This is a genomic window from Methylobacterium sp. NPDC080182, from assembly GCF_050281105.1.
In the GTDB taxonomy this organism is placed as follows: domain Bacteria; phylum Pseudomonadota; class Alphaproteobacteria; order Rhizobiales; family Beijerinckiaceae; genus Methylobacterium.
This window is the reverse complement of sequence record NZ_JBNNWO010000009.1, coordinates 52,131-73,223: the sequence shown is the minus strand read 5'-3', so window position 1 is coordinate 73,223 and position 21,093 is coordinate 52,131. Positions and strand designations below refer to the sequence as shown.

Below are 21,093 nucleotides of genomic sequence, written 5' to 3'. Positions count from 1 at the left end.
TTCCAGAGATTGCGGTGACGTGCAGCACAGGCCGGATGCCGCTCAGGCCGCACGAAGGCGCGGCTCTCCAGCTCTCACGCGGCTCCTGATTTTGCTCCGCCGCGCATCCCGATCTTCCTGGCGCAGGGCAGCACGGACAACCGCGTGCCGCCGCGGGTGACCGAGGACCATCGCGCGCGGCTGTGCCGAGCCGGCAGCCGGGTCGCGTTCGACCGCGTGCCTGGCGTGGGACATCTGTCGATGGCCAAGGACGCTGCGCCGGCGGCCCTCGACCGGATCGGTGATCGCTCCGCCGGCGTGCGGGCACCGAGCGAGTGCGGTGAGCCTTGACCGCCGGACGGCGCCCTTTAGGGTCGGGTCTCTCCGCTGGGCGAATTCGAGACTGAGGTTATACCGCCTCAGGATATGCGACCGAGCGAGCCACGTGGCGCGGGAGGCGGGTCCATGACGGACATTCTCATCGTCGGCGCGGGGCCGGTCGGTCTGACCATGGCGGCGGAGCTGGCCCGGTACGGCGTCGGAGTGCGCCTGATCGACCGCGCCCCGCACGCCACGGAGACCTCGAAGGCCCTCGTGGTCTGGTCGCGCACCCTCGAACTCATGGATCGCATGGGTTGCACGCGAGCCTTCCTGGATGCGGGACTGCGCGCTCCCGGTGCCTCGATCCGCAGCGGCGGCAAGGTGCTCGGCAGCCCGCGCCTGGAAGGCGTGGCGAGCGCGTACAACTTCGCCTTGATGATCCCACAATGCGAGACGGAGCGCCTGCTCACCGCGCACCTGGGCGCCTTCGGCGTCGAGATCGAGCGTCAGGTCGAGCTGGTCGACTTCGCCGAGACGGCCGACGGCATCGACGCGCACGTGCGACACGCCGACGGACGCGAGGAGACGGTGAGGACGCCGTGGCTGATCGGCTGCGACGGTGCTCACAGCACGGTCCGGCACAAACTCGGCATCCCGTTCTCCGGCTCGGCGCAGGGGGACGACTGGCTGCTCGCCGACGTGCGCCTCGAGGGGCCCGCCGCACCGCCGGCGGACGAGATCGCGACCTACCTGCACCGTGACGGCCCCTTCGTCGTCTTCCCGATCCCGGGCGGTCGGGCGCGCGTCATCGCGACGGTGGGCAAGGCGGATGCGGCGCACCCGCGGCCGGAGCCCACCCTCGACGACGTGCAAGCCCTCGTCGATCAGCGCGCCGGCGGCGGCTTCCGCGTGTCTGACCCGGTCTGGTTGACGCACTTCCGCATCAACGAGCGCAAGGTCGCGGATTACCGGCGCGGGCGCGCCTTTCTCGCCGGCGATGCGGCGCACATCCACAGTCCCGCAGGCGGACAGGGGATGAACACCGGTATGCAGGACGCGGTGAACCTCGCCTGGAAGCTGGCGATGGTGGTGCGCGGTCAAGCGAGCGCGTCCCTGCTCGACAGCTACAGCCCAGAGCGCAGCGCGGTCGGGGAGCTGGTCCTGCGCAACGCGACCCGGCTGACCGACATGGCGACGCTGTCGAACCCGGCGGCGCAGACGGCGCGCAACCTCGCGCTGCGCTTCCTGCTCGGCCTCCATGTCGTCCGCGACCGGATGGCGACGCAGCTGAGCGAGATCGAGATCGCCTATGCCGACAGCCCGCTCTCCCTCGGACACGGCGCCGGCGCGCGTTGGGAGCCTGCTGCCTACGCGGGACCGCCCCCGGGCGCCGGCAGCGAGCCGCGCTTCGTCCTCTATGCGGCGGACGCGACGCGTGGGGCTGAACTGATCGAGCGCTTCCCCGGCCTGCTCGAACCGACCCGTCGGTCGCTGCCGAGCGGTTCCGACCTCATCGTTGTCCGACCCGACGGCTATATCGGTCTGGCTGCGAGGGACGGCGCGTGGGAGACCGCCGAGCAGTATCTGCGAGCCCTCGCGTAAGGTCCGAGCACCACCTGCTCCGCGCTCGTCTTCTGACCTCGCCGCATGCCCGACTCCTTCGGTCCTGGCCGATCCTCTCAATCAGCCCGGTCCAGAGCCAGTCGGTCAGGTCACACCGGCCTGTCCGTCACGCCCGCTTCGTCACCTCCGCCCACGCGACGTCCCGGAAATGGTCCACGTCGCGCTCAGAAGCGCAGCTGCATCCGAGCAGTCCCCGCATGCGAGAGGAAGTGATCGCCGACTTGACCCTGATACTCGCCGGTCACCTCGATGCCGCCACCGAGGCTGATCTGAAAGCCCAGCCCCATCTCGCCGAGGCGATCGGGGATCGACGATTCCGTAGCGAACAGGCCGAGAGCGCCGGTCCCCTGGAAGCTCGCCCGACCGGTGAAATGGTCGTCCGAGAGGAGCGTCACGCCGAGGATACCGTAAGGCCGGATCCAGCGCCCCGCATCGAGGTCGATCCGGCCGCCGATCTCCAGCATCGGGCTGAACGCCACCAGCGTCTTGGCGACCGGTCGCATGTCGAGGTTGAAGCCGGGGGCCCCGGTCTCTGAATAGGCGGGACTGTAGCTGTAGAGCAGATCCAGATCCGCGTAGGGCTTGAGATACCAATCGCCGAACAGGACTTGGTAGCTTGCCCGCAGCCGCCCGCCCGCCGAGAGGATCCCGGACTTGCTGCGCGCCGTGGCCGTGGCGCCGCCGAAGTCGATCAGGCGCCTGTTCTCGGCCCAGGAATATCCGAGATTGGCCGATGCCGCGAGCAGCCAGGGGCCGATCTGGTGCTTGAGCGCCGCCGAGACATCGCCGGCATCGCTGGTCGTCCCGGTGATCCGGTCGGGATCGCTCTGGATGGCGCGGGTGTAGGCGCCGGTCAGACCGAAGAACCAGTCAGGGGCGAACTCGGTCTGGAGGCCGGTCTGGTAGCTGAGGGCGGTCTGGCGATAGCCGCCGTCCTCCGCGGTCGCGGAAAGGGTCGTGTGGGCGCTCGTGATCCGTCCCCAGACACACTCGCCCTCACGCAGGAGCGTGCCGGTGCCGCTGAAGGCCGGACAGCTCATGGCCCGCTGAAGACCTTTGCGGGTGTCGAGCGTCCGGTCGGTCAGGCTGTCCTGGTTGGACTCGGGCTTCAACTCGTCGAGGGCGGCGGCGTAGGCCTTCTGGCTGTCGACCGAGAGGAAGCGCCCGTAGAGCGTTCCGAGCTGCCTGGTATTGCCGTCCCAGGCGTCCTGCAGACCCTGTGCGACGCTGCGCTGGTCCGGCGTGAGCGTGACGCCCGTCGGCTCCGTGAACCGGGCTCTCGGGACCAGGGAGAGGGTGTCGCCCGACGCGACGATCGACCAGGAGATCGGAACCGCGCCGGAATGGAGGCTGCCGCCGACAGCCATGGCGCCGCTCTCCACGACCTGACCGGCCCGGAGGAAGGCGTACCGGCCGGGCAGCAGCCCGTCGATCAGATGCGGCTCGACGAGGCCCTTCAGCGATGCGGTGCCGGTGACGGTGAGGAGATCGGCGCGCAGGGCCCCCTCCGGCGCCAGGGGCGCCACGTCGACGAGCATCCGCCCGTACGCGCTCTGCTCGAAATTGCCGGTCACCGTTGCTCGGGCGACCTTGCCGACGCCGCCGATGTCGAGGGTGGCGCTGTTGTGCAGGCGGCCGTTCGGCCCCAGGGCGATGACGCCTTCGGGTCCGGTGCGCAGGATCGCCGAGGTCCCACTCGTGTTCTGGAAACCGCCGTTGTTGAAGGTGACGCCCCCCGCCTGGCCGGCGGCCAGGTCCACGTCGCCGATCACGGTGCCGTAATTGTTGATCTCGCCGGCGGAGAACGCGCCGACGATGGCCCGGCCCGAAGCCGCGCTGACCACGGCGCGCCCGCCGATCACGATCGTAGTGGAGCGCCCGCCGTCGATGCGGATCGCCGCCCCGGTGCCGCTGCCGCCCGTGACGAGGCCGTTCACCTGGAGGTTGATCCTGCCGCCCCGCTCCGGGTCGGGCTCGAGGCTCCCGTCGGTGCGTTGGACGCCGGACTGGACGAAGATCGCGTTCGCGTGGCGGCCCGACGCGATGATCGATCCGGACGACGCGACGGAGATGTCGCCGCCCTTGCCGGTCGCGTTCAGACGGCTCTGACCCGACGCCCCGGCGGCCGGGCCGGTGAGGTCCAGGAGCAGGCCGCCGCCGCCTCCGAGGCTCTGGGCGAGGAGGCCGTGGGACTGGGCGCCCGACGTGCGGATCGCGCTGCCCTCCTCCAGCGTCACCCGGATCGTCCCACCGTTGCCGCCGGACCCGTCGCGCAGGGCGTAGGGCACCGCGTATCCCATCGCCTGGTGCGCGCCGCCGTAGCCACCGCCGCCGCCGATCGACTGCAGCAGCAGCGCCGGCGCCGCGTCGCCGACGGTGGAGACCTGCGCGCCCGCGGTCAGGCTCACCCCGACCGGGCCGCCGCTCCCCGAGGCGCCGCCCGCGCCGCCGATCCCGAACGTGTAGCGGTGGCCGCCCGGGCCGGCCGCCACCGAGGCGAGACCGCCGCCGCCGCCGATGCTCTGCGCCAGGATGCCCACCGCCCCGAAGCCCGTCGTGGCGACCGTGCCGGATTGCACGATCGTCACGCCGCCACCATCGCCCGCCACGCGCCCGGAGCCGCCGAGCGTCAGGCTGCCGGATCTCTCGGAGACGCCGGCCGGATCCTCCGGTGGGGCGATCCGCTCGATGTCGAGCGCGGCGAGCAGGGCGTCCGCCAGCGCCTGGGCGTCGCTCTTCGTCCCGCCCTTCGTCTCGCTCTTGGTCTCGCTCTGAACCTGGCTCGGGCCCGGCTCCTCGGATGATTTCGTCCCCTCCGCCGCAGCGGCGGGGGTGGCAGCGGCGGGAGTGTCGGCCTCGGCGGAGGGCGCCGAGAAGCTTCCGCCACCGCCGCCGATGCTCTGGGCGACGACGGCATGCGCCTCGGCCCCGGCTGTGGTCACCGAGCCGCGGTTATCGACCCGGACAGATCCGCCCCGGGCGCCGGTCCCTCCCGATCCGCCGACGGTCAGGTTGAGCGTCAGGCCCTTGTTCGCTTGGCTGCCGGCGACCGTGGCGCCGACGCCGTTGCCGCCGCCGCCGCCGATGCTCTGCGCGTAGAGGCCGTAGGCGGCATCGTCCGCGGTGGTGACGGAACCGGTGTTCACGATCTTGGCCGTGCCGCCGATGTTGCCGCTGCCGCCCGTGCCGCCGAGCGTCGCCGTCACGGTCGTCCTGTTGGTCGCCTCCGCGTAGGCGAGGCCGCCCTGGCCGCCGCCGCCGCCGATGCTCTGCGCCAGGATGCCGTGCGCGCCGATCCCCATCGTCCGGACGGTGCCGCCGTTCTCGACCGAGACGCGACCGCCGTTCCCGCCCTGCGCGCCGCTCCCGCCGAGCGACAGGATGAACGCCACGTCGGGCAGCTTGGTGGCGCCCTTCTTCTGCGCGTCCAGATAGCTCGAGACGCTGCCGCTGTAGGACTTGAGCGCCTTGCCGAAATCCGAGTTCTTGAGCTGATCCGCCAGGCCCTTGTACGTGTCGCTGGACTTGATGTCCTTCAGGAATCGATCGAGATCGTCCTTGTTCTCCTTGTCCTTCGCCCACTCCTGGTAGGCGGCGACACCGATCGTCTTCTTGATCTGCGCCCAGATCGTTCCGACGGTGTCGGGGTCGGAAACGTCACGCGCCGCGACGCTGCCGCCCATGCCGCCGCCGCCGCCGATGCTCTGCGCCACGATCCCGTGCGAGCCGTCGCCGCTGGTCGCGATCAGGCCGCCAGCGGCATTGGTGACGGTCACGTCCCCGCCGCTGCCGCCGCTGCCGCCCTGGCCGCCGAGCGTCAGGCCGACGGTGAGCTTGCCGACGGCCGATCCGGACACGGTGCCGCCGTTGCCGCCGCCCCCGCCGATGCTCTGCGCCTCGATGCCGTGGGCGTTCGACCCCCCGGTCGTGATCGCGCCCCGGTTCGTCACCGTGACCGCGCCGCCGACATTGCCCTTGCCCGTCCCGCCGCCGATCGTCTCCGTCACCGAGAGGGTATCGGCGATCGGAAGCTTTCCGACGAGGCCGTTCAGGGTCTTGTCGAAGGAGAAGCCGGGGGCCGCGAGGCTCGCGGCGTTGCCGCCGTTGCCGCCGCCCCCGCCGATGCTCTGCGCGAGGATGCCGACCGCGCCGGCTCCCCCGGTGGTGACGCTGCCGGACTGCGTGACCGTGACCGCGCCGCCGATCCCGGCGACGCCCGCGGTGCCGCCGACGCTCCGCGCCACCGTGACATTCTGCTTGAGGCTCAGGCTGTTGCTCGTCGCGGTCGCGCCCCCGCCATTGCCGCCGCCCCCGCCGATGCTCTGGGCCTGGATGCCGATCGCGCCGTCCCCGGACGTGCGCACCGCGCCGCTATTCGCGGCGGTGACGGTGCCGCCATTGCCGCCGCCGCCGCCCGTCCCACCCAGCGTGGAGGTGGCGGACACGGCCATCTGGCCCGGCGGAGCGACCGCCAGCGCGTAGGCGGCGGCATCGCCGCCGATCCCGCCGCCGCCGCCGACGCTGAGGACCAGCAGCCCCGCGGCCGCGTCGCCGTAGGTGGTGACCCGGCCGGCATTGATCACGCCCGCCGGGCCGCCGTTGCCGCCGTCGCCCCCCGAGCCGCCGATCGCGGTGGAGAAGGCGAAGGTCGGCAGCGACTGCCCGCTCGGCGTGGCCAGGGGCGTCGTGATCGCCGTCGCGCTGGCCAGGCCGCCGACACCGCCGCCGCCGCCGATGCTGAGGACGGCCAGGCCGTCCGCCCCGAGACCGGCGGTGGTCATGGTGCTGCTGCTCTCGATGCGGGCCTCGCCGCCGTTGCCCCCCTTGCCGCCGGATCCGCCGATCGCCCACGAGGCGGAGAGCGCCGCGCCCACCGCGATGCTCCTGACGTCGCCGCCGGCGCCGCCGCCGCCGCCGATACTCTGCACCAGCACGGCCGTCGATCCCGCCCCGCCGGTCTCGATCGCGCCGGCCCGGCCGGTGAAGCGCGCGAGACCGCCATCACCGCCGCCGCCGCCGCTGCCGCCCAGGCCGACCGCGAAGAAGGCCCCGGCCGGGAAGGCGCCGCCACCGCTGCCGCCGCTGCCACCGATGCTCTGCACCAACGCCCCGAAGGCCGAGTCGCCCTCGGTCGTGATCCGGCCACCCGCGTTGACGATCTCCGCGGTCCCGCCCGCGCCCCCGGTCCCGCCGGCCCCGCCGCGGCCGAACCAGAGCGAGATGCCTCCGGCACCGCCGCCGCTCCCGGGCGCCACGTCGAGCGCCGCGAGCGGCAGGGCCGAGAGGGCGCTGCCGCCGCCGATGCTCTGCGCCACGAGGCCGGTCGCCCCGGCGCCGGACGTCGTCACCGTCCCGCTGTTGGTCAGGGTCACCGATCCGCCCGGGGCGGCATCGCCCCCGCCGCCGCCGCCGAACACGCCGCCGCCGCCCTTGCCGCCCGGCCCGCCGACCGATTGCGCGACGAGGCCGAGGGCGTAGTCGCCCGCCGTGACGATCGTGCCGCTCTGGGTCACCGTCACGGTCCCGCCATCGCCGCCCCGGCCACCGGGCCGGCCGCCGGCATCGGGCTGTATCCCGCCGTTGCCGCCGATGCTCTGAACGAGGCCGCCGAGGGCAGAGTCGCCAGAGGTCCGGATGGTCCCGGCCATGTCGAGGCGCGCGGTGCCGCCCGCGCCGCCCGGCGTCACGAAGGGGTTGCTGTAGAAGGTCCCGGACCCGCGGATCGAGCCCGCGCCGCCGATGGACTCGACGATCACCGCGGTCGCCCCGACACCGTCGGTCGTCACCTGCCCGGAGCGTGTCACCGTGAGCGCGGCCGCGCCGCCGGCGCCGCCCCGTCTGGAGGCGGTCTGGTCGGCGTCGGTGCCCCCGCGGCCGGCATCGCCGCCGACCGCACTGACCCGGACCCCCAGGAAGGCCTGCCCCTCGGTCGCGACGCGGGACGACAGGGTCAGGGTCGCCGGCCCGGCATCGCCGCCGGCGCCGACATCCTTCTGGGCGTCGCCGCCGTTCCCACCCCGGGAGAAGACCCAGAACCGCGGGATCGGCCGGAACTGGAGCTGGGAGACGCGGGCGCGCGTCGTGTAGCCGACCTGATCCCCCTCTCCGCTCACATCCTCTCCGAGCGTCACCGCGACGGCACCGCCGCGCCCACCGCTCGCGCCCGGGACGGATGCCAGCCCCGGGATCGCGTCGCCGCGCCCGCCCGCTCCCCCCACCGAACCGGTCCGGATCGTCGCGGCGAGGTCGTTGCCGGCGGCCGCGGCATCGACATCGATCAAGGACAGGTCAGGGCCGTCGGCACCGGGCGTCGCGACGACATTCGACGCGATGACGTTGGCTCTACCATCGCGGCCGCTGGTGGCGGTCACCACCTCGGGCCGAGGTCGCTCCAGGGCGCGCGCCGGCAGGTCGAGGACCAGGACCAGGCCGGTGCTGGCCGCGACGACGAGCCGTCCGCCATCGCGGATCTGCCGGTCGCGGCGTGGGACACAGAGTTGACCTGGCCGGTGACCCATCAGGAACGCGTCTCTCTGCGCCGCTGTCTCGAGAAAAAATCCGGGCCCTCGCGGCTCAGGGCACCCAGCGATCGTCCACACGAAGTTTTGAATGCATTCCTCTCACATGGTTAACAAAACGTTTAGACCGGTTTTTCGGGCCGATGATGGTCCTATTTTTCCCAATTCTGGAGCAATTGTGCGGACTGAGATCGATATTTCAAACAGCGACCGAACCCATATTTCTTGGCGAATTCACAATTTTTAGTATCTGAGTCCATGTTTAAATGCCCTCAGATATTCGAGGCCGCGCCTGGAGCGAATTGAACGCGTCTCGGGTGCAGCAATGTAGGTGCGGTGGATTTCAGACGGTCGGCGTTTCCCACCCCGTCGGGGGACGCGTTTCACACCGCCACAGGCCGGAGACGGAACAGGAATGACGGCTGTCCCTCGACGACCGTCCTGCCGGGTCTCGTCGCCGTAGCCGGCCGTCGGAACCGGACAGGCTCGCCGAGCTGCTCGGTGAGGCAAGGCGCGCGCCGGCGTGGCAAATGGCGACGCCCGCGATATATTAGGATCCGCTAAATAAGAGACCCTGAGAGCGCCCGGATCCGGACCGATGGACGTCGTCACGCCGAACGAACTGCTGCGCCTTCAGGACAGGGCCGGCGACGCGGCCCGTCTGCTCCGTCTCCTCGCCAACGAGAAGCGCCTGCTCATTCTGTGCCTGCTGGTCGCCCGCGGCGAGATGGACGTGACGAGCCTCGCCGAGGCGGTCGGACTCAGCCAGTCTGCCCTGTCGCAGCACCTCGCCAAGCTGCGGGAGGACGGGCTGGTCGCATACCGGCGCGAGAGCCAGACGCTTCACTACCGCCTGGAGGATCCCCGGGTCGCCCGCGTGCTGGCGACCCTCAAGGACATCTTCTGCCCGGAACTCGCCTGACCGCGTCAGCCACGCAGGATCTCCACCGCGAGTCCCGAACGGTCCGGCCGGTTGCGCAGCCGCAGGCTCGGCCCGCTGTGGCGTGACGCCATCGCGGCGATGGCGAGAGCGAGCCCGCAGCCCGTCGCGCGCGGCGATCGCGGAGGAAGCCCGCGCGCTCCGGGAAGCCGGCCAGCGCGTCGCTCCGGCGCTCGCAGCGCTTGCCGCAGAACATTAGGGTGCACTAAATAAGAGCCGTCTAATGTTATCGCGCGGGACAGCGTTCTCCGCCGCCGAGCCGGGCCTCGCCTGGACCGGAGCTGTGGGCAGATCGAGATGGATGACTTCACCGCAGTCAGCGCCCTTCTCGGCGGAGCGATGATCGGCGCATCCGCGTCGCTCCTCCTCCTCCTCACCGGGCGCGTCGCCGGCATCAGCGGCATCCTCGGCAGGCTCCTGGTCCCGCCCGCGCGCGGGACCGCTTGGCGGGCCGCCTTCGTGGCGGGCCTCGTCCTGGCGCCGGTCGCTTACAGGGGTCTCGGGGGCGACCTGCCGCCGGTGACGATCGGGGCGTCGTTCCCGCTCCTCGTCGTCGCGGGCCTGCTGGTCGGCTTCGGCGCGCGCCTCGGATCCGGCTGCACCAGCGGCCACGGCGTCTGCGGCATAGGCCGCGGCTCGCCCCGCTCGCTGGCCGCCACCGGCACGTTCATGACCGTCGCGATCCTCACCGTCCTCGTCGCGCGGCGTCTCGTCGGAGCCTGAGCCATGGCCAAGACCGTCTCCGCCCTCGCCGTCGGCCTCCTGTTCGGCCTCGGCCTCCTCGTCTCGGGCATGGCCGACCCGGCCAAGGTGCGCGCCTTCCTCGACGTGACGGGCCGCTGGGACCCGAGCCTCGCCCTCGTCATGGCGGGTGCCGTCGCGGTCTCGGCCGCCGGTGACCGCCTGGCGCTGCGGCGCGGCCGGCCGGTGCTCGCGCCCAGGTTCGATGTCCCGACCCGGCGCGACCTCGACCTGCGTCTCATCGCCGGGGCCGCGATCTTCGGCCTCGGCTGGGGCCTGGTCGGCCTCTGCCCCGGCCCCGCCCTCACCATCCTGACGGTGGCCCCGGCCGAGGCCCTGACCTTCGTGGCGGCGATGGTCGCCGGCATGCTGCTGTTCCGCCTCGTGCCGCCGGTGCGTCCGAAGCCGAAGGCCGTGCCGGGAGCCGGCGCCTGAAGCGCACCGCTCGGGCAAGCGGGTTCGCTGCGTCGGGATCGGACGCTCCCGCCATGTCGTCCGCGTGCCGGCGTCGCCGTGCGCTCGCGGTCCGACAGCCCCAAGGCGACGCTCTGCGGGCGCGGCGGGCACGGCTCGGGTCCGGAATCCGGCATCGCTCTGGTGGTGGCGGCCGCGACGGCGATGCGGCTCCAGCCTTCGGGTCTCGCGCTCCGCGCATCGGGCACGACGGAGCGTCGGCGACGCTGTCAGTCGGTGGGCTGGAGCCGCAGAGCCATGCCCCAGGGATCGCGGACAACGAGCGCGCCGTCGTCCGCGCCGAGGGGCGCGTCGGCCTCGCGCAGACGGTCTCCCGTCGATGCCAGGGTCGGTCGATCGACCAGCAGCAGCACCTCGGCGAGGCCCGTCCGCCCCTCGGATCTGACGGCCGCACCGCGGCTGTTCCAGACGTTGCCGGCCAGCTGATGGTGGTAGCCGCCGGAGCCGAGGAACAGGGCCCCCGGATAGCGGCACATCACGTCGAAGCCGAGCAGGTTCGCGTAGAAGCGCTCTGCCGCTCCGAGGTCGCCCACCTGGAGATGGACGTGCCCGACGCAGGCGGCGGCCGGCATCGCCGACCAGGGACGTGTCGCGGCACCGACGATCCCCGCCTGATCGAGCCGTTCGTTGCGCATCACGACCGAACCGTCCGACGCACGCGGCCACGCCGATGCCGGGCGATCGACGTAGATCTCGATGCCGTTGCCTTCCGGATCGTCGAGGTAGACGGCCTCGCTCACGAGGTGGTCGGCGGCGCCCGTGAGCGCGATGCCGTGCCTCTCCGCGTGCAGGAGCCAGGCACCGAGGTCACTCCGGTCGGGCAGCAGGAACGCCGTGTGGAACAGGCCGGCCTCGCGCGGGTCCCGTGACCGCGCGTTCGGGTCACGGCGCAGGACGAGGCGCGTCGCGTCGCCCGTCCCGAGCTGCACGGCACTCTCGGTCTCCGAGAGGATGCCGAGCCCGATGATGTCCCGGTAGAACCGCGTGAGCGCGTCGAGGTCGCGCACGGCCAGGGTCACCGCGCCGATCCGGTACGGCGCCTCGGCCAGGACGCGGTCCGGCCCGGCCTGGGGCCGGCTCGAAGCGGGTGTCGCCATGGTTCGTCTCCCGATCTCTGTCCGTCCGGCAGGTGGGATCGCCGGCCGGTCCTCAGCGGCTTCTCGTCTCCCGGGGGGCGGGCTCCGGCGCCCCGCGCCAGGATCCGAACAGGCTGAAATGCGGGGTCCCGCCCTCGGACGCGACCGCGACCGTCGCCGTGCGGCCCGCGACCAGGCGGGTCTCGTCGGGAACGTCGTCCAGCTTGATCCGCACCGGGATGCGCTGGGCCAGCCGGACCCAGGCGAAGGTCGGGTTGACGCTGGCCAGCAGGTTCGAGCCCGCCGTGCGCTCGCGGTCCTCGATGCCGCCCGCGAAGCTCTCCACGCGGCCGTTCAGCGTCGACGTCTCGCCCATCAGGCGGACGCTGGCCTTGTCGCCGACATGGATGCGCGGGAGTTTCGTCTCCTCGAAATAGCCCTCGACGCGCAGCGTGTCGCTGTCGATGAGCGCCATCACGCCCCGCCCGGTGGACACGTAGGTGCCGGGACGCAGCTCCATGTTGGTGATGCGCCCGTTGACCGCGGCCTTCACCGCGGAGCGTTCGAGGTTGAGCTTGGCGAGGTCACGGTCGGCCACCGCCTGCCCGTACGCCGCCCTGGCCTCCAGGTCGGTCGCCCGGGCGGCCTCGACCCTCTGCTGGGACGCGGCGGCGTCGCTGAGCTTCTGATAGCGGACGTAGTCGGCGGCGGCCCGCTCGGCGGTCGCCTGCTTGCCCTCGACCACCGCCTCCGCCTGGCGCAGGGCGAGATCGAAGCGCTCGGGATCGATGCGGAACAGCACGTCGCCCCGCTTCACCACCTGGTTGTCCGCCACCAGCACCTCGGTGACGAGGCCGGAGACGTCGGGGGCCACCTGCACCACGTCGGCGCGCACGCGCCCGTCGCGGGTCCACGGCGCCTCCATGTAGTAGTCCCACAGCGCCAGCCCGACGACGATCGCGGCGGCGACCGTCCCGAGGGTGACGAGGAGGCGGAACGAGAGGGCGAGAAGCCGGGGCATGGAGGGATCCGGAAGGTGTGGGCAGGGCGAGACCGGGCGGCCGGACGAGCCCGCCGGTCAGGAGGTGAGAGGGACCGCGACCGAGACGACGAGGCCGAGGAGCACGACGTAGAGGGCGAGGTCGAACAGGGGCCGGTGCCAGACCATGCGGTAGAACCCGGTTCGGGCCAGCACCCGCCGCAGGAGCAGGCTCAGGGCGAAGGCGATCAGCATCCAGGCCGCGAGGCTCGGCACGAACACACCGTACAGGTCGAGTTCACCCGTCATGCCGCGAGCTCCGGATGCGTGGTGGTGGGCAGCGTCGACCGGTAGGGCGGCGCGTCCGGGAACAGGCCGCGCCGGACGCCGACGAGACCCATCAGCGCGGCCCGGCCGGCCGCCCGCCGCGCGTCGCGGGAGACGGCGTCGAGGGCCCCGTCGACGGCCTCGAGCAGGCCGGGGGCGGGCTTTCCCGGCTCGGCCGCGAAGTGCCGCGACAGCGCGACGAGGAGTGCCTCGACCGCCGCCCGGGCCGGCTCCGAGAGCTGCCGCCGGTCGCGCCGCAGTTCCACGACGTTGATGCCGACCCGGACCTCGGCGAGGAGGTCGGCGGTCCATTCCGCGTCGTCGGACGGCAGGGCGGCCAGCCGCGGCGCGATCAGGCCGACCCGATCGAGCATCAGCGCGGCGAGTTCGAGACCGTTCTGCGCGCCCTGGCGCCCGGCGGCGCGGGCGAGGCTGCGGCGGTTGACGGCCCGCAGGCGCCGCGCCGACCAGCCGGCGCCGACCGAGCGGACGAGGCGCGTGACGATGGCCGCGACCCACATGCCGACGATGACCGCGACGGAGGCGTTGGTGAAGGCCGCGAAGTCCCCCGTGTAGCTGCCCTGGAGGGCGATCATGGCCGAGCCGTTGACCGCCGCGCCCATCGCCAGGGGCGCGGTCCTCGGCTGGGCCATGAACACCCCGCAGGCCAGGAGGGCCGGGGACAGCGCCAGGGCCAGCATCTCGAAGGTGGTGGCCAGCGGCAGGACCGCGAACAGGTAGGCGCCCGCCCCCAGGGCGCCGACGATGGCCGAGTTGGCGAAGCTGACGATGAACGGGGCGGGATCGTCCTGGGCGGCGAAGAAGCAGCAGCCGACCGCGGCCATCATCGGGGCGGCCGAGCCGTGCGGCCATCCGGTCGCGATCCAGATCGCGCAGGTGACCAGGATGGTCAGGAACACGCCCAGGGCCGACAGCAGCGCCATGCCGTGGTCGCGGTGGCGGATCGTGCGCGCCGCCGCGGTGTACCGGAAGGTCAGGTCCTCGGTGACCGGCGTGCCGTCCGCGATGTGCCGCTGCAGGATCCGGGCGTCCTGGCGCAGGTCGATGAAGTCGCGCAGGCGCGCCAGGAGGCTCGCCAGCACGAGGGCGTCCCAGGACGGCCGCTCCCCGAGCCCGGGTTCGAGGGCGTCCGCCTCGGCCTTCAGGCGGTCGGCCTCGGCCTGTTCGGTGGTTCCGGAGGCGAGCCAGGCGGCCATGGCGTCGAGGAGGGTGCGCAAGCGCTGCGGCAGCGCGCTCGCCCGCTCCAGCGTCTCGATGCGGTCCGAGACCGCCGAGGCGATGGGCAGGAACATCAGCATGTGCTGGCGCAGGGTCGCCATGGCATCCGCCGAGCGTTCCGCGCCGGTCATGTCGTAGCGCAGCGGCGTCGCCAGGGCATCGAACGCGACCGCGTCCGAGGCCAGCTTCAGCCGGGTGGCCTGCGTGTCCGTCGTCTCGCGGGTGCGGCCGAGGACGTCGATGACCCAGCCCCGCGCGTCGCGCAGCCAGAGGTCGAGCCGGCCGGAGATCACCGGCGCCACCGATTGCGGCAGCACGATCGTGTTCACGAGGCTGGCGCAGAGGATGCCGAGGGTGATCTCCTCGGCCCGGGCCACCGCGACATCGAACATCGTCCCGGGATCGCCCACGGCCGGGAAGCCGATCAGCGCCGCCGTGTAGCCGCCGAGCATCATCAGGTAGCTGCGCGGGGTCCGGTCGAGGAGGGAGAAGTACAGGCACGTCGCGACCCAGGTCGCGATGGCGAGCGTCAGGAGTTCCGGCGCGTTCACGAGGTTCGGCACGAGGGCGACCGTGACCACGGCCCCGAGCAGGGTGCCGAGCACCCGGTAGAGCGCCTTGGAGCGGGTGGCGCCGGCCAGCACCTGGCTGGTGATGTAGACGGTGCCGAGCGCCCAGTAGGGGTTCGGCAGATCGATCCAGAACGCCAGGAACAGGGCCAGCATGCCCGCACCGAAGGTCTTGAGCGCGAAGGCCCAGTCGCGCCAGCCGGGGAGCGTCATTCCGCGGCCTCGCCGCGACGCGCCCCGGCCTCCGCCCCGTCGAGCCCGGCCTCGCCGCGGAGATGATCCTGCAGGGCCTGGAACACCCGCAGGCCGGCCTCCAGGTCCGCGGCGCTCACGGTCGCGAACACCGTCTCCCTGAGGCGCTCGAGATCCGCCTCGATCCGCGCGACGACCGCCTGTCCCGCGGGCGTCAGGGTCAGCACCTTCGCGCGGCGGTCGGTGGGGTCCTCCCGGCGCGCGACGAGGTCCGCCTTCTCCAGTTGATCCAGGAGCCGCACCAGCGACGGCCCCTCGATGCCGATCGCGTCCGCCAGGGTGGTCTGGCGCGGCTCGCCGCCCATGCGGGCGATCAGCACCAGCGGCAGGGCCTTGGCCTCCGAGATGCCGTGGGCCTCGGTCGCCGCGTTGGCCAGGCGCCGCCACTGCCGTCCGGAGAGCAGCAGCGTGTGGGTGTAGGCCAGACGGAGCTGCCGCAGGGTCTTGGCTGCCATCTCAAGCCTCCCGGCGGATCGTGGTGACGCGCATCGGGCGGCCCCGCACCGATATTGATAGTAACCTATCGATTGGCGCGGCGCCGTTCAAGGGCGCGCGCCGGCGGGCCACAACGCGCGGTGGTCCATCCCGCGGATCTTCGAGGCGGGGCGCCCGGTCCGCGAGGAACGCGACGCCGGCCTCGGCGATGCGCCCCTCGCGGCCGATGAGCCGACGCCGGCGCCGTCTCCGCCTGGGACGCCCCGGCAACGCGGCGTGTGCGGCCGGGGGGCTCCCACCGTCCCGCCCATGCGGCGGGCCAGGCGCCCGAGCGACCGTGACCTTCGTCACGGTCGCGGAGCGGCGCACAGGGCATGTCAGTCTCCGCAGGCCAGGAGGATCAGATGACGGCTCCGTTCTCCCTCATCAGGCGATGGCTCGACTGCCGTCGCGCGCGGAGCGAACTCGCGTCGTTCAGCGAGCGCGACCTCGCGGATCTCGATCTCGTCGGCTGTGACGTGAAGCGCATCGCCTCGGCGCGGTCCGGGCGGAGAGGCGCGGCCTGAGGATCCCGGCGCCGTCAGCGCTGTGACCTGCGCCGGTCGCGTGTCAGGCGGTCGACGGCGAACTCCGCGGCGATGCCGATGACGGCACCCGCCAGCACGTCGGCGGGGAAGTGCGCCCCGCGGAGAACCTGCGCGGTGACGACGCCGGCCGCGGCGGCGTAGGACGGTCCCCTGATCTCCGGATAGGCGCGCACGGCGGCGCGCGCGACGGCGGTGCTCAGGGCGGAATGACCCGAGGGGAAGGATTGCCACGGACCGATGCCCGTTCCCGGCCATCCCCGCACGTAGACCCCCTCATCCATCAGGACGTTCGGCCGCGTCCGATGCACCGCCCGCTTCAAGCTCGTCTTGACGACACCGGCCAGGAGACCGGCTTGCAGCATGTGCCGCCCCGCTTCTGCCATCCGGCGATCGCGCACCATGAGCCCCAGGACGAGGGTGCCGGCAGACAGCGAGAGCAGGGACTGCCAGCTCCCGATCTCGCTCGCCGTCCCCACCGTTCGAACGACGGGGTGGTCTTTCGCGCGTGCCAGCCCGACGCCGAGGGCGACGTCGGCCGCCTCGAACCGGTTGGCGGTGTCGCGTGCTCTGACGTCGGACGGGCTGTTCGGGGATCGCGCAAGCATGGCCATAAACGCGCCCGACGGGCGTTCGTTCGATGCGGCCTCCGCGGGCCGAGGCCCCCGCGAACGGCACCCGCCACCGCACCCGCGCCCGATCAGGGACGCGCGCCGCGTCGGCGAACTCACGGTCCGGACGGGAGAGGCCGTGATCGCCTGAACTCGGGCCCGGCGGATGGAGAGGATCGGCCAGGATCTGAGCCAGGATCTCAGTCAGGACCGGCGGAATCGGACATGCGGCTCGGCCCCGAATACCCGTCAGGCCGGCCCGGAGTTGACGGAATCGGACAGATTGGACAGGTTCCAGTGACTAACCTGTGTTACAGTCAGGGCGACGATGTCCACTGATCTCCCCCAGGGTAGAGTCACGTTCCGCGGCCGCGGTCTGGCCTTCGCGCACGGCGCCAAGCTGGTGCTGAAGGTCTGCCCGCTGTGCTCGCAGTGGAACGCGCCCCGGGCTGCCGACCTCGGGCAGTGCGGCTGGTGCGCCTACACCCCGTCCTGTCGCGACGTCGAACCCGCGCCGAGCCGCCACGACACCGACGTCACCTCGTGAGACCGCGGAGGCTCGGACCGGCGCGCGACGCCGCGCATCGCGACGGTGCGGGCGCGGCGTTCCGCACCGATGCCGGCATGCCCCGCGCCGTTCAGCTGTACTGAAGCTCGGCCCGCGCGCGGGAGAGCTTGCGCAGGATACGGCGGATGTGCTCGCGGAGCATGAGGGTCTCGTCCGTCGGGTTCTCTTCCGAAGCCATCGCCGACACATCCAAGACACTTACGGCCCGGTAGCGCATCCGCTCCTCCGCACGACATCACGACGTGTCCTAGCAGCTACTTTCAATTAACGCATCCATCATTTGATCGATTCCGCGCCTCTGCAGCGCGCAAGTTTACGTAGATTTCTCAATCGATGCCCTGATCGGGCCGCGCAATAGAGTTTCCACGTCCCTCGCTTCACCGATCTGGCTTGCGCACGAAATAATCCCGGCCCCGATCAGCTTCGGCCGCTCGGTCTCGTGGCAGACGGTGGCCGGCTCGACACAGACCGCGCGCGGGTTCGAAGGACTTCCCGGCCCCGCCGGCCGGGCGGCGCTCGGGATGCCGCGGACAGGGGGCGCTCTGGTCGAGCCGCGATGCCTTAAACGACGTGCCGAGATCCTGAGCGCGGCCGGACCGGCATCGGTTTTCCTGCGCTTTGACCGCCCCGGAAGGAACTGATCTTCCGCTCTGCTACGGCGCGGCGCCGGGGCGCGGCCGGCGCGACGGACACCCCACCCCGGCGCCGGTCGTCCCGGACCTGCGCGTCCGCGCGGCCGCAGCGTTCGGCCGAGCGACCGTGATCGGGAGGTGCGCGCGTCCGGCGTCGCCCGCGCTAGGAATCCGCGGTCCGGCGCCCGATCTCGCTGTCGAGATACACGGACCAGTCCGACAAGGTCGTGAGCTGCGAGCCGAACATCTTGCTGACCTGGTAGTAGCCCAGGGCGCGATAGCTCTCGAACTGGCTCTCCGAGAACCACTGGTTGGCCGTGCTCTCGTGCGGGAAGGCCGGGCTGGTGGCGCCGTAGGCGCGGACTTCGGCGGGGATGTCGTCGAGGAAGCTCGGCTTGATGTAGATCAGCGAGGCCGCGTCGCGGGCCCCCGGATACGCGATCGTACCCCGCGCGTAGCCCAGCGCACCGGCACGCTTGCCCTCGCGCTCGATCGTCGCGCGGGGGAGAATGCGCATCTCGCCCATCTGGACCTTCGCCAGCCCGTCCACCTCGGCCTTCCGGATCACGTTGCCGAGGTCGAAGAACGTGCAGCGTTCGTCCTGGCCCGCGTCGATCACCACGATCCGCGCGCAGCGCCGCCGCAGCATCTCGTAGACGCCGAGATTGTCGAAATGGCCGCCATCCGAGAGGTAGATCGCCTGCCGGACATCGGTGCTGCGGCCGCCGAGCTCGCTCAGGAGCGCGAGCACGGAGTTCCTCGGCTTGGCGAGCTTGAGGTCGTCCCGGCGCGCCACCGCGGGGTTGGGCAGCCAGGCGCCGAGCCGGACGTTGAACAGGGTCATCAGGAACGCGATCAGGCGCGACGAGTGATAGCCCCAGTTCGGGCTGACCGCCGCCCCGGAGATCGTCAGCAGACCGCCCAGCAGCGGCCCTCGGCCCGCGCTGACACGGTCGCCCGGGGTCTCCATCCCGGCGTATTGCGACGTGCGGATGTAGGCCCCGCGCGGGCCGACGGTGCCTGGCCGGTCGCGCGCCCTGTCGGCGCGGTCGAGGATCGCCGAGCCGCAGGCGAAGGGTGTCGCGGTGAACGAGGCGGCCTTCCGCTCCGCCCACTCGGTGTGGAGGAGATCCGTCAGGTTGAGCGTCATGTTGACGACGGGCAGGAGCCGCTTCTCGGTCCCGAGATCGGCGATGCGCGGGCTGTCCTCCTCGTCGAAGTCCGTGAACGGATCGGCGTCGCGCCGCGTCCGCGCCGAGCCGAGGAAGCCCCGGGTCAGGCGGTTGCGGTAGACGCCGTGCATGGAGAAGCGGTTGACGTTGACGCGGCCGAACAGCCAGACGGCCCCGGCCAGGATTGCCGCCACCGCGACGTCCAGGATCACGATCATGCCGTAGGGGTTGATGCCGCAGACGGAGCCGGCATCCGCGCCGGTGTCCGCGCCGCCGAGCGCCCGGCGCGGCAGCAGGCAGTCGCCCCACCAATCGTGCGCCTGGCCGAGGAAGCGGCCGAGGCACCAGCCCATCAGGGCGAACAGGCTGATCCCGAAGACCGCCGCCATCGCGCTGAGGCCGATCATCACGAGGTCGTCCATGCGTCCCTTGGCGGCCAGGGACTGCGCGCGGACGAAGACCTGCTTGCCCAGGAAGGCGGCGGCCGGGCCGGTGGCGAGGGCGCCGAGCGCACCGAACAGGGCGGGGATCTGCGCGTCCTGGCGGCCGAGGGCGTCGGCGGACAGGACGAGGCAGCACAGGCACAGGCCTGTCCAGCCCATCGCGGCCAGCAGGAGCTGGCCGTCGACCCGCGCGACCCACTCGCGGTCGAGGTCGGCGCACTCGGCGCTCTTCCGGAACCCGATGAAGATGACGCTCTGGAGAAGGTGGATGACGATCAGCGCCGGCGGGGCCGCGACCGTCAGGATCTGAGAGACCTCGGCCTTCGCGGCGTCGAAGCCGGCAGCGGAGCCACCGACCAGCCAGCCGATGGACGCGTCGGCGCAGACGCAGATCAGCCCGGCCGAGACGAGGCTGCTGGCGAGCCAGGGACCGAGATTCCGCTCGTACAGCCAGAGGCCCGGATGGCCCTTCGAGGTCTGCCAGATCAGGCCGCTGAGATAAGCCGCGACCTGCACGGCGAAGTAGGCGAGGCCCAGGCGGCACAGGGAGAGGCCCGAGACCGGCAGCGGCTGCTCGAACAGCGCGCGGAGCGTGAACGGCAGCGCGAGGGCCCAGACGCAGGTCGGCGCGATGATGCAGGCCGCGATCCGCGCCGGGGACGCGTACGCCGTGACGCCGCCCGTCCGCGGCCGATGGCTCGGCAGGAGGGTGCAGGCGCTGAACGTCGCGACGAACAGCGCCGCGCTGCCGAGCACCAGGGGCAGCCACAGCGTGCTGCCGCTCGCAGCCTCGAGCGCCGTCCGGTAGGCGAGCAGCGCGAGGGGGACGAACAGCAGCAGCGGGAAGATGATCAACCAGTTGAGGATCGTGTTCCGGATGTAGAGAACGATGCCGGCCCAGGTGTCGCGCGACAGGATCCCGACCTCCGGGGTCAGGTAGTTCGTGTAGCGCCGCAGCTTGGCGAAGATCTCGTTGCCCGAGCCGCCGAGCTGGCGCTCGGCCTCGGCGATGCTGCCGCACTGACGGATGAACGTCTGCAGCCAGCCGCCGGCGAAACCGCCCCCCGATACCGTCGACAGGTAGTGGAACTCGCCGAGCATCCGCCGGCTGGCCAGGGCCTGCAGGGCGCCGAGGCAGAAGGTGGCGCTGCGGATCCCGCCGCCGGACAGGCACAGGGCGGCGAGCCGGGCCTGGTCGGCCCGCGCCTGCCAGGGCGCGCGATCGCCGGGCTCCGGCGGCCCGCAGAAATGATCCATCTCCTCCGCGAGCGCCTGCTCGGTGTCGAGGAACCACGCGTCCCGGCCCGTTGTCAGGGCGGGCAGATGGTGGGGAGAGGCATCCGCCTGGATGTCCGCGACACTGGCGCTCATCGCTCCTCCTATCGCCCGCTATCGCCCGCTATCGCCCGCTATCGCCCGCGCTGTGCCGGACCGTGCCGGACTGTGCGGTTCAGCCGCCGGGGCACGACAGCGACCGTGCCCCGGCCGTCCTGATCGGTGACCTCTCGAACATCTCCCCGCCCGATGTCGAAACAAGTGACAATAAAATTTTACGGGATCAATAACCGCTATATAAACGATATCGACAACAACGGTCGGGAGAACAGGTT

General features: G+C 72.0%; 15 protein-coding genes. 7 read left to right on the top strand and 8 right to left on the bottom strand.

Features of this window, described 5'->3' with window-relative positions:
* The first annotated feature begins 105 nt into the window (after window positions 1-105).
* On the top strand, window positions 106-330 hold the full coding sequence (locus ACQKQD_RS16735) for a lipase family protein (RefSeq protein ID WP_427509013.1): 225 nt from the start codon (window positions 106-108) through the stop codon (window positions 328-330).
* 114 nt (window positions 331-444) lie between these two features.
* Window positions 445-1,902, top strand: a complete 1,458-nt coding sequence (locus ACQKQD_RS16730; RefSeq protein ID WP_427508926.1) for an FAD-dependent monooxygenase — start codon at window positions 445-447, stop codon at window positions 1,900-1,902.
* A gap of 185 nt (window positions 1,903-2,087) precedes the next feature.
* On the opposite strand, the gene ACQKQD_RS16725 is transcribed toward ACQKQD_RS16730, so the two are convergent.
* Window positions 2,088-8,441, bottom strand: coding sequence for an autotransporter outer membrane beta-barrel domain-containing protein (locus ACQKQD_RS16725; RefSeq protein ID WP_427508925.1), 6,354 nt, complete (start codon window positions 8,439-8,441; stop codon window positions 2,088-2,090).
* Window positions 8,442-9,039: 598 nt separating this feature from the next.
* Between ACQKQD_RS16725 and ACQKQD_RS16720 the strand changes: the two genes are divergently transcribed.
* The 3 genes from ACQKQD_RS16720 (at window position 9,040) to ACQKQD_RS16710 (ending at window position 10,557) form a co-directional block, all read left to right on the top strand.
* A complete protein-coding gene (locus ACQKQD_RS16720) occupies window positions 9,040-9,363 on the top strand; it encodes an ArsR/SmtB family transcription factor (protein WP_020095886.1) in 324 nt (107 codons plus the stop codon).
* A gap of 315 nt (window positions 9,364-9,678) precedes the next feature.
* Window positions 9,679-10,104, top strand: coding sequence for a YeeE/YedE family protein (locus ACQKQD_RS16715; protein ID WP_331298334.1), 426 nt, complete (start codon window positions 9,679-9,681; stop codon window positions 10,102-10,104).
* 3 nt (window positions 10,105-10,107) lie between these two features.
* Window positions 10,108-10,557 carry a DUF6691 family protein gene (locus tag ACQKQD_RS16710; protein ID WP_427508924.1) on the top strand — a complete coding sequence of 150 codons (450 nt, stop codon included), beginning with the start codon at window positions 10,108-10,110 and terminating at the stop codon, window positions 10,555-10,557.
* 248 nt (window positions 10,558-10,805) lie between these two features.
* On the opposite strand, the gene ACQKQD_RS16705 is transcribed toward ACQKQD_RS16710, so the two are convergent.
* From ACQKQD_RS16705 to ACQKQD_RS16685, 5 genes are read right to left on the bottom strand one after another with little or no spacing between them, the layout of a single operon-like run.
* Entirely contained in the window at window positions 10,806-11,693 is an 888-nt protein-coding gene (locus ACQKQD_RS16705) for a VOC family protein (RefSeq protein ID WP_427508923.1), read from the bottom strand.
* Window positions 11,694-11,745: 52 nt separating this feature from the next.
* The gene (locus tag ACQKQD_RS16700) at window positions 11,746-12,693 is read right to left on the bottom strand and encodes an efflux RND transporter periplasmic adaptor subunit (RefSeq protein WP_427508922.1); all 948 of its coding nucleotides are present in this window, start codon (window positions 12,691-12,693) and stop codon (window positions 11,746-11,748) included.
* A 57-nt stretch (window positions 12,694-12,750) separates the two neighbouring features.
* The gene (locus ACQKQD_RS16695; RefSeq protein WP_056524255.1) at window positions 12,751-12,960 is read right to left on the bottom strand and encodes a DUF1656 domain-containing protein; all 210 of its coding nucleotides are present in this window, start codon (window positions 12,958-12,960) and stop codon (window positions 12,751-12,753) included.
* Window positions 12,957-14,999: an FUSC family protein gene (locus ACQKQD_RS16690; protein ID WP_427508921.1), complete on the bottom strand. Its 2,043-nt coding sequence runs from the start codon at window positions 14,997-14,999 to the stop codon at window positions 12,957-12,959. Before ACQKQD_RS16690 ends, ACQKQD_RS16695 begins: the two co-directional genes overlap by 4 nt.
* Entirely contained in the window at window positions 14,996-15,493 is a 498-nt protein-coding gene (locus ACQKQD_RS16685) for a MarR family winged helix-turn-helix transcriptional regulator (RefSeq protein ID WP_020095879.1), read from the bottom strand. The genes ACQKQD_RS16690 and ACQKQD_RS16685 overlap by 4 nt, the downstream gene beginning before the upstream one ends.
* A 384-nt stretch (window positions 15,494-15,877) precedes the next feature.
* On the opposite strand from ACQKQD_RS16685, the gene ACQKQD_RS16680 reads away from it, so the two are divergent.
* Entirely contained in the window at window positions 15,878-16,039 is a 162-nt protein-coding gene (locus tag ACQKQD_RS16680; RefSeq protein WP_427508920.1) for a DUF1127 domain-containing protein, read from the top strand.
* Between the two features lie 14 nt (window positions 16,040-16,053).
* Here the strand turns inward: ACQKQD_RS16680 and ACQKQD_RS16675 are convergent, their stop codons facing one another.
* Complete coding sequence (locus ACQKQD_RS16675; protein ID WP_427508919.1) at window positions 16,054-16,665, bottom strand: phosphatase PAP2 family protein; 612 nt, start codon at window positions 16,663-16,665, stop codon at window positions 16,054-16,056.
* A 331-nt stretch (window positions 16,666-16,996) separates the two neighbouring features.
* On the opposite strand from ACQKQD_RS16675, the gene ACQKQD_RS16670 reads away from it, so the two are divergent.
* A complete protein-coding gene (locus ACQKQD_RS16670; RefSeq protein WP_020095876.1) occupies window positions 16,997-17,215 on the top strand; it encodes a hypothetical protein in 219 nt (72 codons plus the stop codon).
* Window positions 17,216-18,031: 816 nt separating this feature from the next.
* Here the strand turns inward: ACQKQD_RS16670 and ACQKQD_RS16665 are convergent.
* Complete coding sequence (locus tag ACQKQD_RS16665; RefSeq protein WP_427508918.1) at window positions 18,032-20,854, bottom strand: hypothetical protein; 2,823 nt, start codon at window positions 20,852-20,854, stop codon at window positions 18,032-18,034.
* Window positions 20,855-21,093: the final 239 nt, after the last annotated feature.

Excerpts from the sequence above, each read along its gene's own strand:
- ACQKQD_RS16725 (WP_427508925.1), bottom strand. The coding sequence starts at position 8,441 with ATGGGTCACCGGCCAGGTCAACTCTGTGTCCCACGCCGCGACCGGCAG.
- ACQKQD_RS16665 (WP_427508918.1), bottom strand. The coding sequence starts at position 20,854 with ATGAGCGCCAGTGTCGCGGACATCCAGGCGGATGCCTCTCCCCACCAT.
- ACQKQD_RS16720 (WP_020095886.1), top strand. The coding sequence starts at position 9,040 with ATGGACGTCGTCACGCCGAACGAACTGCTGCGCCTTCAGGACAGGGCC.
- ACQKQD_RS16680 (WP_427508920.1), top strand. The coding sequence starts at position 15,878 with ATGACGGCTCCGTTCTCCCTCATCAGGCGATGGCTCGACTGCCGTCGC.
- ACQKQD_RS16730 (WP_427508926.1), top strand. The coding sequence starts at position 445 with ATGACGGACATTCTCATCGTCGGCGCGGGGCCGGTCGGTCTGACCATG.
- ACQKQD_RS16690 (WP_427508921.1), bottom strand. The coding sequence starts at position 14,999 with ATGACGCTCCCCGGCTGGCGCGACTGGGCCTTCGCGCTCAAGACCTTC.
- ACQKQD_RS16715 (WP_331298334.1), top strand. The coding sequence starts at position 9,679 with ATGGATGACTTCACCGCAGTCAGCGCCCTTCTCGGCGGAGCGATGATC.
- ACQKQD_RS16675 (WP_427508919.1), bottom strand. The coding sequence starts at position 16,665 with ATGCTTGCGCGATCCCCGAACAGCCCGTCCGACGTCAGAGCACGCGAC.
- ACQKQD_RS16710 (WP_427508924.1), top strand. The coding sequence starts at position 10,108 with ATGGCCAAGACCGTCTCCGCCCTCGCCGTCGGCCTCCTGTTCGGCCTC.
- ACQKQD_RS16700 (WP_427508922.1), bottom strand. The coding sequence starts at position 12,693 with ATGCCCCGGCTTCTCGCCCTCTCGTTCCGCCTCCTCGTCACCCTCGGG.
- ACQKQD_RS16670 (WP_020095876.1), top strand. The coding sequence starts at position 16,997 with ATGTCCACTGATCTCCCCCAGGGTAGAGTCACGTTCCGCGGCCGCGGT.
- ACQKQD_RS16695 (WP_056524255.1), bottom strand. The coding sequence starts at position 12,960 with ATGACGGGTGAACTCGACCTGTACGGTGTGTTCGTGCCGAGCCTCGCG.
- ACQKQD_RS16685 (WP_020095879.1), bottom strand. The coding sequence starts at position 15,493 with ATGGCAGCCAAGACCCTGCGGCAGCTCCGTCTGGCCTACACCCACACG.
- ACQKQD_RS16705 (WP_427508923.1), bottom strand. The coding sequence starts at position 11,693 with ATGGCGACACCCGCTTCGAGCCGGCCCCAGGCCGGGCCGGACCGCGTC.